This window comes from Proteus alimentorum (assembly GCF_002607735.1).
Lineage (GTDB): Bacteria > Pseudomonadota > Gammaproteobacteria > Enterobacterales > Enterobacteriaceae > Proteus > Proteus alimentorum.
The window spans coordinates 1-11,342 of record NZ_NBVR01000007.1; the positions used below are offsets into that span (position 1 = coordinate 1).

Below are 11,342 nucleotides of genomic sequence, written 5' to 3' on the forward strand. Positions count from 1 at the left end.
ACCACATTCTCGCGTGATTATTAGCGATGTACCAAAAAGTTTAGATAAATGGCCTTCTGGGGCATTAACAGGAAATGAACAGCCATTATTGGATAACAAGGGCATTGTTGATTTTTTGAATAATAAAAAAGTTATCCAAGTTATGGGGGGATTGTCATCGATGAATATGTGGATAGGCAGAAATATCCATTGTTGTCAGATTAACGATAAGCATGACAGTTATCATCACCATGAATTAACAACCACATGGCATAAAGACGGTGTGATACGGACTTGTTGGTACCATGATAATCATATTCGTCATTCATCAGCTGAGTGGGTTGCTGAATTGGCTCATAAAAATCGTATTGCTTGGATGGTAGACACTATTCGCAGTCGTTTAAGATTGGATAATGGCCACCAGCTGACAGTACCCGATTTTTTCTCATTTGCTGTGATGCATAAACTGGTTGATGAATTACCTGATGCGATATTACGTCAAATTTTGGATTGGTCTGAAAAACCTAAAGAGCGCAGGGTACATGGTGGTTTTCCTGAAGCAGATATTATTCCAAGCAATGTAACAGCACTATCAACAATGAATGAACGATTAGACATGATAAGACCAGTCATAAAAGTTGCTATCGATCCTGAGCCACCAGCGTCATTCCTTTTGAAACCTAAAATGCAACGTTGGGAGAATTCCCAATGGCTTCAATGGGTGAAAACACAGCCTTGTTGTGTTTGCGGACAACAAGCTGACGATCCACATCACATTATCGGCCATGGTATGGGAGGTATGGGAACGAAAGCTCATGACTTATTCACCATTCCATTATGCCGAACTCACCATGACGAGTTACATCGTGACCCCAAACAATGGGAAGCCACTTATGGTAATCAACTAGAATTGTTACTTCATTTTTTAAACCGTTCATTAGGAATAGGGGCGTTGGTTTAACGTGTATACTGCATGGGGAGTATTAGCATGAGAGATATACAGGAAGTTTTATCACGTTGGGGAGCGTGGTGTGCTGATAATACTGAATTAGTTCAATGGTATTCTATCGCAGCAGGTTTTAAAGGATTAATACCTAATAAAGTTAAATCCCGTCCTCAGTGCTGTGAAGATGATGCAATGATAATTTCCAGTTGTATGGCTCAATTAAATAAAAAAAACAGTGATATGCATGATCTATTGCTCGATTATTATTTATTTGGAATGACCTTCATTCAGTTAGCAGAAAAACATCATTGCTCTGATACTTACATTGGAAAAAAATTACAAAAAGGGGAAGGTATCATTGAAGGAATGTTGATGATGCTTGATATTCCATTGGAAATGGATCGATATGTAGAAAAAAATCGTTTTAAGACTTTACGATCGTAAGATAATTGATATTGTGATAAGAGTAACTACATGGTCACCTAGCTTATGAAGCTCGTTTTAGAGAGGTTTTTCTTTTTTAAATAATTTATTGATTATTCGTTTATATTTAAAATGACATTTATTGTTATCCTATAAGTCTAAATATATAGTGTTTAACTAATAATTAAAATTATAAACAGATGTTCTTATCTCTACTATACTCATAATATTCAATTTATAGAGCGAGTATATATAATGATTGATTTGTTTAAATTAACGAAAAAAAGTTCTAGGCATATTGGTATAGCAATATACGTTGGTATTATAGCGGGTATCTTTTCAGCTTTAGTAAAATCTGGTTTTGAAGACCTAATTCCACCAAGAACACTTGAAACGACACCACCTCCAGTCGTCTTATTAGAAAAGCTAGGATTAAATATAGATACTATGACTTATCATTGGATGGGATATAGTATTAATTGGGGCGGTAATGGTGTTCATATATTATTCTCAATAGTTATCGCTGTGATATATTGTGTTATTGCTGAATACTTGCCAAAGGTTAAATTATTACACGGTATTTGTTTTGGTATTGGTGTTTCTGTTTTTGCTCATGGTTTAGTTGTACCATTATTAGGACTATCTGGCTGGCTTTGGACAGCAGGCTATCAAGCATTAGTTTCTGAGTTTGTCGGAACAGCGTTTTGGATCTGGTCAATTGAAGCGATTAGACAAAATTTGCGTTATTGCTTAACTAAAGAAAAAGATGCTGAGTAGATAAGGAAGTTCAGCCTTAATCTGTTATAAATCTCTCAAAGATCGCTTAGGCGGTCTTTTTTATTATCTGCAACCTGTAAAGATTGCTTACGGGTTCACATGCTTGGTTATTCCGAATAAATCACAATCAATGCTAGTAGTTTAATGTTCATTTGAATTACTTATGTACATGACACAAATATGATAAAGATATTTGTAAAAAACTGGTTGTATATCCAGATATTAGATATATCTATGGAGTATGTATGAATAGCCGAGTGTCACTATCGAAAAAAAATGCTAAGGCATATGGTCAATTAATTGATATGAGTAATAATATTGATGAACAAGCAATATTAGCTGGACTCGAGGAAGGCTTTGTTCATCTGCTAAAGTTAAGGCTTTCACAAATAAATGGTTGTGCTTTCTGTGTAAGACTTCATTCACAGGATGCGCAAAAATGTGGTGTAAGTATTGATAAAATAGCATTGGTTGCCACATGGAAGGAAACTGAGTATTTTTCAGAAAAAGAGAAATCTGCTTTATCTTTAGCTGAGTCAGTGAACCTTATTCATAACGAGCATGTGCCTGATGATATCTATCAAGAATCTGCTAAATATTGGGATGAGGCACAATTAGCTTCAATTGAATGGATTTCAATAATTATAGGTGCGTTTAATAGAGTGGCGATTGCTAGTCGTTATAGCGTTAAACCATAATCAATAAAATTACTTTCTAGATCTAAAGGCTATTTCGGTGGTCTTTTCTGTATATGCCGACTAACAGAATCAATCACAGCACCTGACTTTCACAAGAGCTGTGAGTCGGCACTTTTTAATAGGGTTTCATTCTTGATAGGACACACAAGTGCTTTTATTGCAAAAATAAAGTTTGCTATCTGAATTTTTCTATGGCTTAATAACGTCACTGGTTTGGAAGTACAGGCCTATTTATGTTAGTCAGTTTAAAGTTGTTCACCGTTTAGCGTTATCCTCGATACCACTTCATTGCGAATTCCTTCTAATTAATTCCCATAAGTAAAAATAAAAAACAAACCCTCATATGCCTTATGGCAAATTAAATAAATTAAAGGAAATTCTATGTCTAATACAATGACTGGTTCAGTAAAATGGTTTAACGATGATAAAGGTTTTGGTTTCATCACTCCTAAAGATGGAAGTAAAGATGTATTTGTACATTACTCTGCAATTCAGAGTGATGACTTCAAATCTCTGATGGAAGGCCAAGAAGTTTCATTTACCATTGAAAATGGTATGAAAGGCCCAGCAGCAGGCAACGTGGTGGCTCTCTAAAGGCGCTATTACTATTCGCCTCTATTTTAAATGCCCTTGTTGTAGCGGTTCACAATATAGAACATCACAATTTGATGTTACAGTGAACAATCCACACGGCGCAAAATGTATTTTTTGTAAGAGTGTAATGGCTGCTCAAATGAGTTAAGCGTTAAATAGTTGAATATATAGAACCTCGCTTTGGCGGGGTTTTTTTGTTGCTTAAATTTAAAGATGATCCCTTTATATTTTAAAACGTACATATTCATTAGTGTGTGGTAAACTTAGGAAAGTAAACATACCTCATTGCTATCAACAGCAAACCTTGCATTTGCAAGTTTTTATCGAAAATAGATGCGGTATCTAAAGGAATAATTTCCTAAGGAGATGCCTATGAATTGGTCTGCGCTATTATACCGAATCCCCGCTTTTTTACGGAATGTAATTATCATTGCTTTATTGCTCTTAGTTGCATTTGTGATAGTTCGTTGGTTCAGGTAAATTCATTCCGCCATTAGCTTAACTGGGAGAGTATTTAGTTTTATTTAAACTAAAAGTCGAGGTTCGATACCTTGATGGCGGCCTAATTAAATATAAAGCTTCTCATCTATTTTTTATTTTAATCTATAGAAAACTTGATATTAGGAGCATAAACTCTTAGGAGTTATTATGACAGGACTAAATCAAACAAAAGTAATTAGTCGAGTTTTACAATGGATTAGTAGTGTTGGCCTGATATTGCTTGCAATTATTTTAATAATTTTTTTAGTTAAAGAAACTATTATCCTTGCTAATTTATTGTTTACAGCTAGTGATCCAGTTTCAATTTATTTATTAGTTGATGGACTTATCATTTATTTTCTTTATTTTGAATTTATTGCATTGATTATTAAATATTTTCAGTCGAATTATCACTTTCCATTGCAATATTTTATTTATATTGCAATAACTGCGGTAATTAGGTTAATTGTTGTTGAACATAAAAATCCTCAGTTACTTATTGTTTACTCAGGAACGATACTGCTACTTGTTATTGCATTATATATTTCTAGTGCTGAAAGATTGAAACCTAATTAAAATTATAAAAGTAGTAAAAAAAGCATAATCTTACTAATATGAATACAGTTATGATTTACTATAATCAGATTATATGAATGTTTCATATGAGGTAGTAAGAATGTTTAACTCTGTTACAGATATTCACAAAAATAATTTTGTTGGTAAAAAAATTATTGTAGGGATTAGCACTTGTTTATTAGGGAATAATGTTAGGTTTGATGGTGGTCATAAGCGCTTTCATCTTGCCGTAGATGAACTATCTGATTATTTTGAATATCAATCGGCTTGTCCTGAGATGGCTATTGGTTTACCTACACCAAGACCCGCACTAAGATTAGTTAAATCAAATTCAGGAGAAATTGCATTAAAATTTAGTAACGGGAGTGAAGGTGATTTAACTGAAAAGATGAATCGGTATTCTGTTGAGTATTTAGAGAAATTTAATCAGTTTAGTGGGTATATTGTTTGTGCAAAATCACCAAGTTGTGGATTAGAGCGTGTTCGTGTATATGATCCTATTGGTAATGGTAATCGGAAAGCAGGGACGGGTATTTTTACAGAAAATCTGAAAAAAATGATGCCTTGGTTACCAATAGAGGAAGATGGGCGATTGAATGATCCTCATATAAGAGAAAATTTTGTTATACGTGTATTTGCACTGGATGAGTTGAATGAATTGAGAATGAACGCATTTACTCGTCAGTCTTTAATCGATTTTCATACAAGATATAAACTGCTCTTATTGGCTCATTCACAACCTCTTTATAGAGAGTTAGGTCGCTTTGTTGCTAATAATAAAGAATGGCATTCATTGGAAGCTTTTTTTGATGAATATCGAAATAGATTTATGACATTATTACAGCACCAAGCAACACGACGTAATCATACCAATGTTCTTATGCATATACAGGGGTATTTTAAGCGCTATTTAACACCAAATCAGCGACAAGCATTAAGTCAATTGATTTTAGAATACCGTCAAGGAATACAGCCTTTATTAGCACCTTTAACATTAATTAATCATTATCTATCCGAGTATCCTGATAATTATTTGAGCAAACAGAGATATTTTCATCCTTATCCTCAATCCTTAAGATTACGTTATGGATTATAATAAACTTATTGATAGGAGAAAAATATGATACGTTCTTTTGTCACTTTTTTAAGTTCATTTATTCTTACTGGATGCAATGTTATTCCTCCGAGTGACATTAAGCCTGTTAATAATTTTGAGCTATCACGTTATCTTGGGCAGTGGTATGAGGTAGCTAGAATAGATAATCGTTTTGAAAAAGGCTTAACGAAAGTTACCGCAAATTATTCATTACGAGATGATGGTGGTGTTAAGGTTATTAATCGAGGTTGGAGTCAAAATAAACATCGCTGGAAAGAAAGTATCGGTAAGGCTTATTTTGTTGATTCATCTAATAAAGGTGCATTAAAAGTATCATTTTTTGGTCCATTCTATGGTGGATATAATATCATCAAATTGGATAAGAATTATCAATATTCTTTGGTTGTAGGGCCAGATAAAGATTATTTATGGATATTATCACGTACACCGACCATGCCATCAAATTTGTTGAATGAATATATTAATTTTGCAACATCATATGGATTTGATAGTAACAGGATCATAATATTTTAACAAAAGGTATATAGCTGAATTTAAATACTATCTAATTTGATGGTATTTAATTTAATTATGATTTGAAAATGCCTATTCATATTATCCATTATAATAACACTGGTAATGATTATTTACACCTAAGAGCATGGGGATTTATGAGTTAGTGTTATCCAGGCTAGTCGTTTTGTTTTTATTGGTGAATAAAATGTGCACTTTTCTGATTTTTTATTTATATCGTTCTCGATTTGAGTTGTTTGTTTAACTGACTGATTTTTATCATTATTGGTTATTATAATGAAAGTAATTATAAAAAATAAAGAAATAAGAAATAAAATAATATATCGCACTTGATTACTCCGTTTTATAAATATTATTTATTATTTTATGAATAAATTTATAAATATGTACAGTAATAAATAAGAATTACTATATTTTTATAAATCATCTCGAAAATCTCTTAATAATTTCTCTTTATATTAATCATTAATGGGCACTCCGTAGGGGTGTATATGTGTATGGAAAAATTAACCAATGTTACTTATGGAACAGCGGGCTTAACGGCATTTTTTGCCAGCCTCTCATTATATGAATGGGGATTTGTTATCGGGATGGCGTTTAGCATGCTTCTTGGTTTAGCTACTTATTTTATGACTCGTCGAGAGCAACGAAAACGCACTGAATTATTTGAAGAGCTTGTTCGTCATGTTGATCCACAAAACCCGACAGAAACGTTAAAAAGGCTTGCTGAATTAATGGTAAAAGCGCCAAAGGATATTTAATGTCTCTCAAACAGAAAATAGCTGCGCTAACAACAGCGGGAGCAACAGCAATCGCGTTAGTTGTCATTGCCCATTTTGAGGGTGTGCGTTATGAGCCTTATCGTGATGTGGCAGGCGTTCTAACGGTTTGTTACGGACACACAGGTAAAGACATTATTCAAGGCAAGATATACACACAACAAGAATGTGATGCGTTATTACAAAACGATTTTATTAAGACACGACAGCAAGTCGATGCATTAATCAAAGTACCACTCGATGACTACACCAAAGCCGCTTTATATTCCTTTGCTTTTAATGTAGGAATGACAGCATTTGCTCGCTCAACATTACTCAAGAAATTAAATGCGGATGATAGAGCGGGTGCCTGTGAAGAAATAAAACGTTGGGTATATGCGGGTGGAAAGGTTTGGCGAGGGCTTGTCAGTCGTCGAGAAGCGGAGTCAGCACTATGTTATGGAAACCTTTAATCATCATTATCAGCTTTATCCTCATATTACTCATCACAGTCGCTGGTGGTATTTATCTCTTGATTGATAACTCATGTACTAAAGACCAAGTGAGTTTAGAAAAACGCTGTCAGATTGCACTCTCTCATCATCGGTACTAATCATGAAATACGGGAAACTCTATGCCGTCATTGCGATGGTAGGCATTATTGTGGGTGGCTATTGGGTGATTAACAGGCAAGCTAACAGGATTAATTCACTGATAGATACCAACAAAAAACTGACAGTGGCTCTCGAAGAACAGAAGTCTATTAATACTGATTATCAAGCACGCATAATGAGATTAAACCAACTGGATATTCAATATACGCAGGAGTTGGCGAATGCTAAGAATGAAATTAGTCGCTTGCGTGATATTAGCGAGCATCATCCTGAGCGGGTGTACATCAAAGCCGAGTGTCCCAAAGTCAAAACCACTCCCGCCACCCGCTTGGCTTATGCAACCACCGCCAGACCTACTGACACCGCTATCAGAAATTATTGGTTACTCAGAGAGCGAATTGCAGAGTCAGAACAGATGATTAAAGGGTTGCAGGATTACATTAGAGTGGAGTGTGTGAACTAAAAAAAGCCCAGCATGGGTGCATGGGCAAACTAACTAAACACCAATCAGTAAGAGTATAGCGAGGTTGATTTTAGTTAGTATAGCTTAAGTAAGTATATATACCAGATTGATAATTCTGATTAACCTATTTCTTACCTAAATAAAAAACGCAAGATAAAAATAACCCTGTGAGTTTGGGCTCCCACAGGGCTTTCACTAGTATGAGTGAAAACAATAGATTACCAATATCGACTAAACCAATCTGTTAATAATCAACGCTATTTTTTAGAAAATAATCCTCTTGTAATGATGTTTTAATGCGTTGCGTTGTCGCTGTTCTCATACATTAACGATGACATGTTCTCCTCACATTGAGTGTGTAAGAGAAGTCAAAAACAACGAATACCACTGTTTTGTTATTTTTCGGTCATTATCAGCAACGTCAGCTGTAGGTAGAAGAAGGGGCGTGACGATGGAGAGACATCATCTACAAACGTCATTTATTGAGTGGTATATACAGATAGCCATCAGTTAACCGCTGGTGGCTTTTTTATTGGGGAAAATTTGTGATGGAATAAATCATGAAAAAACGTAATGTTTATGGTGGGCGCTGGGCTAAGGTGCGATTAGCGTTTCTTAATGAACATCCGCTCTGTGTCATGTGCGAAGAACAAGGACGTATTACTGCTGCCACAATAGTTGACCACATTATTCCGCATCGTCTTAAAGAAGCACTTGAATCAGGCGATAAAGAACGTATCGCAAAAGCTCAAGCCTTATTCTGGGATACAAAGAACTTTCAAAGCTTATGCGAACTGCATCATAACTCAACAAAACAACGTATCGAAAAGAGTGGCAAAGTCATTGGCTGTAATGCGGATGGCATTCCACTCGATCCCAATTCTCATTGGCATCAATAACACCATGAATACAGGGTGGGGGCGGGGTAAAAGTTCAAACACTTTCGCCCTGATTACCTAGCGCCCTCATTTGTGCGCACAACCGCGAAATGAAAAGTTTTTTTCTGGGAGGTTCCGATGGCAGGAAGACGCCCGAAACCGACTCACTTGAAGGTGGTCACCGGTAATCCGGGAAAACGAAAACTCAACGATAAAGAACCCCAACCTAAACGTGAAATACCAAGCCCCCCCGAACATTTAACGGATTGGGGGAAAATGGCGTGGGCAAAATTAACCTTATTACTCGATGGAATGGGCGTTTTAACCGTGGCTGACACGCTGGCGTTAGAACGACTGTGTGATATCTACGCCGATATTCTTCAATTACGAGACACCATTGCCATTGAAGGTCGGACATATACCACAAAAACCCAACTAGGGGATTTTTTAATTAAAGCGAATCCTGCCGTAGCCATGTTGGCTGATGCAGATCGCCGTTTTAAAAGTTATTTAGTCGAGTTTGGTTTAACCCCCGCTGCTCGTTCGAAGGTGAAGATGGATGGTGGAGAAGAAGAGGAAGATCCGCTCAACCAATATTTCGGTTGATCCGGCAACACAATACGCGCAAGACGTGCATCAAGGCAAAATCTTAGCGGGGCCTGATATTCGTCATGCATGTGCACGTCATCTCAAAGACTTAAACGAAGCCGAGCAACGAGGATTAGTCTGGGATGTGGAGGCTGTCAANACAATACGCGCAAGACGTGCATCAAGGCAAAATCTTAGCGGGGCCTGATATTCGTCATGCATGTGCACGTCATCTCAAAGACTTAAACGAAGCCGAGCAACGAGGATTAGTCTGGGATGTGGAGGCTGTCAAAAGGGTGATCGATTTTTTCGCGAAAGTCTTAAAGCTCAATGGCGGGGAGCATGAAGGAAAACCGTTTATTTTATTGCCTTGGCAATGCTTTGTGATTGGCTCCATTTTTGGCTGGAAAATGACTGATGGTACACGCCGGTTTCGCATGGTGTACGTTGAATCAGGCAAAGGTTCAGGAAAATCCCCGATGGCAGGTGGCGTTGGGTTGTATTGTTTAGTCGCAGACAGTGAACCGCGTGCTGAAGTGTATGCAGCAGCTACGAAAAAAGACCAAGCCATGATTTTGTTTCGTGATGCGGTGGCGATGGTTGATCAATCTCCCGCATTAAGTCAGCGGATCACCAAATCAGGCGGAACAGGCAAAGAGTGGAACTTGGCTTATTTGAAAACGAGTTCATTCTTTCGCCCGATTAGCTCAGATGATGGGCAATCAGGGCCTCGTCCCCATTGTGCGTTGATTGATGAAATCCATGAGCATAAAAATAATACTGCCGTCGAGATGATGCGAGCGGGTACAAAAGGTCGGCGGCAAGCCTTGATATTTATGATCACCAACAGTGGCCATGATAAAACCAGTGTGTGTTATGACTACCATGAATACGGACGAAAAGTCGCCGAAGGCACTATCGAAGACGACAGTTTCTTTTCCTATATTTGCTCACTGGATGAAGGCGATGATCCCTTTAAGGATGAATCTTGCTGGGGGAAAGCCAATCCGTCATTGGACTACACCTTTTCTGATCGCTACTTACGCGAACAAGTGACACAAGCCCGAGGTATGCCCGCGAAAGAAAGCATTGTGCGTCGACTTAATTTTTGTCAGTGGGTGGATGCCGATAATCCGTGGATTAACAGTGAAACATGGATGCGATGTGAAAACACGTTCACATTTGATGATCTTCAAGGTGAAGAGTGTTATGGCGGATTGGATTTATCAGGAACCAAAGATTTAACCGCATTAGCCTTGTATTTCCCTCGTCTTAAACGTCTTTATGTCGAATTTTGGACCCCTAAAGACACCTTATTGGATAGAGCAAAAACCGACCGAGTGCCCTACGACTTATGGGTAAGGCAAGGTTTTATGCATACCACGCCAGGGAATGCGGTGAGGTATGAATTTGTGGCAGAACGCATTGCTGAAATGGCGATGCACGTCAGCATGAGAGCCATTGCCTTTGACCCTTATCGCATTAAATACCTTGAACCCAAACTCGATGAAGCGGGTGTGACGGTTCCTTTAACTCCGCATGGACAAGGATATTACAAAGCTAAAGATTCAGGGCTATGGATGCCACACTCTATCGAACTATTTGAACAGCTCATTGATGACAAGAAGATTGAGATCCACGCCAATCCTTGTTTGAGATGGAATGCCGCATCCGCTGTGCTTGAGGCTGACCAAAAAGATAACCGCGTCTTTGCCAAGAAAAAAAGCACTGGTCGAATTGATGGTGTGGTGGCATCAGCAATGGCGATTGGGGTTTCTGAAGGGGAATTCGAGGATGAAGGGGATATTGATGGTTTCTTTGATAACCCAATTATTGTGGGGATCTAAATGCGTAACATGAAAAAAAAGAGCCGAATAAAATCGGCGATCCTCAATTGGATGGGGATACCCATTAGTTTAACTGATGGCGCCTTTTGGG

At 37.4% G+C, this 11,342-nt stretch carries 16 protein-coding genes and 1 tRNA gene; all 17 read left to right on the plus strand.

All coding sequences use genetic code 11. The features are described from left to right. Window positions 1–940, plus strand: a 940-nt coding sequence (locus B6258_RS00920; RefSeq protein ID WP_206073594.1) for a DUF968 domain-containing protein, incomplete at its 5' end; no start/stop codon positions are given. A 27-nt stretch (window positions 941–967) separates the two neighbouring features. After that, window positions 968–1,369, plus strand: coding sequence for an antiterminator Q family protein (locus tag B6258_RS00925; protein WP_099073710.1), 402 nt, complete (start codon window positions 968–970; stop codon window positions 1,367–1,369). 234 nt (window positions 1,370–1,603) lie between these two features. Next, entirely contained in the window at window positions 1,604–2,125 is a 522-nt protein-coding gene (locus B6258_RS00930; protein ID WP_099073711.1) for a YagU family protein, read from the plus strand. A gap of 245 nt (window positions 2,126–2,370) precedes the next feature. Continuing rightward, the gene (locus B6258_RS00935) at window positions 2,371–2,823 is read left to right on the plus strand and encodes a carboxymuconolactone decarboxylase family protein (RefSeq protein WP_099073712.1); all 453 of its coding nucleotides are present in this window, start codon (window positions 2,371–2,373) and stop codon (window positions 2,821–2,823) included. A 381-nt stretch (window positions 2,824–3,204) separates the two neighbouring features. Further along, on the plus strand, window positions 3,205–3,417 hold the full coding sequence (cspE, locus tag B6258_RS00940; protein ID WP_041701226.1) for a transcription antiterminator/RNA stability regulator CspE: 213 nt from the start codon (window positions 3,205–3,207) through the stop codon (window positions 3,415–3,417). Window positions 3,418–3,424: 7 nt separating this feature from the next. Next, window positions 3,425–3,565, plus strand: a complete 141-nt coding sequence (gene ymcF / locus B6258_RS18525) for a cold shock small protein YmcF (RefSeq protein ID WP_420820573.1) — start codon at window positions 3,425–3,427, stop codon at window positions 3,563–3,565. 339 nt (window positions 3,566–3,904) lie between these two features. Continuing rightward, window positions 3,905–3,979, plus strand: a tRNA-OTHER gene (locus B6258_RS17980). Between the two features lie 86 nt (window positions 3,980–4,065). Continuing rightward, window positions 4,066–4,473 (plus strand): phosphate-starvation-inducible protein PsiE, encoded by a 408-nt coding sequence (gene psiE, locus B6258_RS00945; protein WP_099073713.1) that lies wholly within the window; start codon window positions 4,066–4,068, stop codon window positions 4,471–4,473. Between the two features lie 100 nt (window positions 4,474–4,573). Then, complete coding sequence (locus tag B6258_RS00950; protein ID WP_099073714.1) at window positions 4,574–5,569, plus strand: YbgA family protein; 996 nt, start codon at window positions 4,574–4,576, stop codon at window positions 5,567–5,569. A gap of 24 nt (window positions 5,570–5,593) precedes the next feature. Next, complete coding sequence (locus B6258_RS00955) at window positions 5,594–6,103, plus strand: lipocalin family protein (RefSeq protein WP_099073715.1); 510 nt, start codon at window positions 5,594–5,596, stop codon at window positions 6,101–6,103. Window positions 6,104–6,594: 491 nt separating this feature from the next. Beyond that, window positions 6,595–6,864, plus strand: a complete 270-nt coding sequence (locus B6258_RS00965) for a hypothetical protein (protein ID WP_099073717.1) — start codon at window positions 6,595–6,597, stop codon at window positions 6,862–6,864. After that, a complete protein-coding gene (locus B6258_RS00970) occupies window positions 6,864–7,334 on the plus strand; it encodes a lysozyme (RefSeq protein WP_099073718.1) in 471 nt (156 codons plus the stop codon). The genes B6258_RS00965 and B6258_RS00970 overlap by 1 nt, the downstream gene beginning before the upstream one ends. Continuing rightward, complete coding sequence (locus tag B6258_RS17985) at window positions 7,316–7,474, plus strand: hypothetical protein (RefSeq protein WP_164996118.1); 159 nt, start codon at window positions 7,316–7,318, stop codon at window positions 7,472–7,474. Before B6258_RS00970 ends, B6258_RS17985 begins: the two co-directional genes overlap by 19 nt. A 2-nt stretch (window positions 7,475–7,476) precedes the next feature. Next, on the plus strand, window positions 7,477–7,938 hold the full coding sequence (locus B6258_RS00975; RefSeq protein ID WP_099073719.1) for a lysis protein: 462 nt from the start codon (window positions 7,477–7,479) through the stop codon (window positions 7,936–7,938). A 560-nt stretch (window positions 7,939–8,498) separates the two neighbouring features. Next, entirely contained in the window at window positions 8,499–8,837 is a 339-nt protein-coding gene (locus B6258_RS00980; protein WP_099073720.1) for an HNH endonuclease, read from the plus strand. A 117-nt stretch (window positions 8,838–8,954) separates the two neighbouring features. Continuing rightward, on the plus strand, window positions 8,955–9,422 hold the full coding sequence (locus B6258_RS00985; protein ID WP_006537822.1) for a phage terminase small subunit P27 family: 468 nt from the start codon (window positions 8,955–8,957) through the stop codon (window positions 9,420–9,422). A gap of 125 nt (window positions 9,423–9,547) precedes the next feature. Further along, the gene (locus B6258_RS00990; RefSeq protein ID WP_099073721.1) at window positions 9,548–11,251 is read left to right on the plus strand and encodes a terminase large subunit; all 1,704 of its coding nucleotides are present in this window, start codon (window positions 9,548–9,550) and stop codon (window positions 11,249–11,251) included. The last annotated feature ends 91 nt before the right edge of the window (window positions 11,252–11,342 follow it).

Coding starts and splice junctions, on each gene's coding strand:
- B6258_RS00925 (WP_099073710.1), top strand. CDS start 968: ATGAGAGATATACAGGAAGTTTTATCACGTTGGGGAGCGTGGTGTGCT.
- B6258_RS00930 (WP_099073711.1), top strand. CDS start 1,604: ATGATTGATTTGTTTAAATTAACGAAAAAAAGTTCTAGGCATATTGGT.
- B6258_RS00935 (WP_099073712.1), top strand. CDS start 2,371: ATGAATAGCCGAGTGTCACTATCGAAAAAAAATGCTAAGGCATATGGT.
- cspE (WP_041701226.1), top strand. CDS start 3,205: ATGTCTAATACAATGACTGGTTCAGTAAAATGGTTTAACGATGATAAA.
- psiE (WP_099073713.1), top strand. CDS start 4,066: ATGACAGGACTAAATCAAACAAAAGTAATTAGTCGAGTTTTACAATGG.
- B6258_RS00950 (WP_099073714.1), top strand. CDS start 4,574: ATGTTTAACTCTGTTACAGATATTCACAAAAATAATTTTGTTGGTAAA.
- B6258_RS00955 (WP_099073715.1), top strand. CDS start 5,594: ATGATACGTTCTTTTGTCACTTTTTTAAGTTCATTTATTCTTACTGGA.
- B6258_RS00965 (WP_099073717.1), top strand. CDS start 6,595: ATGTGTATGGAAAAATTAACCAATGTTACTTATGGAACAGCGGGCTTA.
- B6258_RS00970 (WP_099073718.1), top strand. CDS start 6,864: ATGTCTCTCAAACAGAAAATAGCTGCGCTAACAACAGCGGGAGCAACA.
- B6258_RS17985 (WP_164996118.1), top strand. CDS start 7,316: ATGTTATGGAAACCTTTAATCATCATTATCAGCTTTATCCTCATATTA.
- B6258_RS00975 (WP_099073719.1), top strand. CDS start 7,477: ATGAAATACGGGAAACTCTATGCCGTCATTGCGATGGTAGGCATTATT.
- B6258_RS00980 (WP_099073720.1), top strand. CDS start 8,499: ATGAAAAAACGTAATGTTTATGGTGGGCGCTGGGCTAAGGTGCGATTA.
- B6258_RS00985 (WP_006537822.1), top strand. CDS start 8,955: ATGGCAGGAAGACGCCCGAAACCGACTCACTTGAAGGTGGTCACCGGT.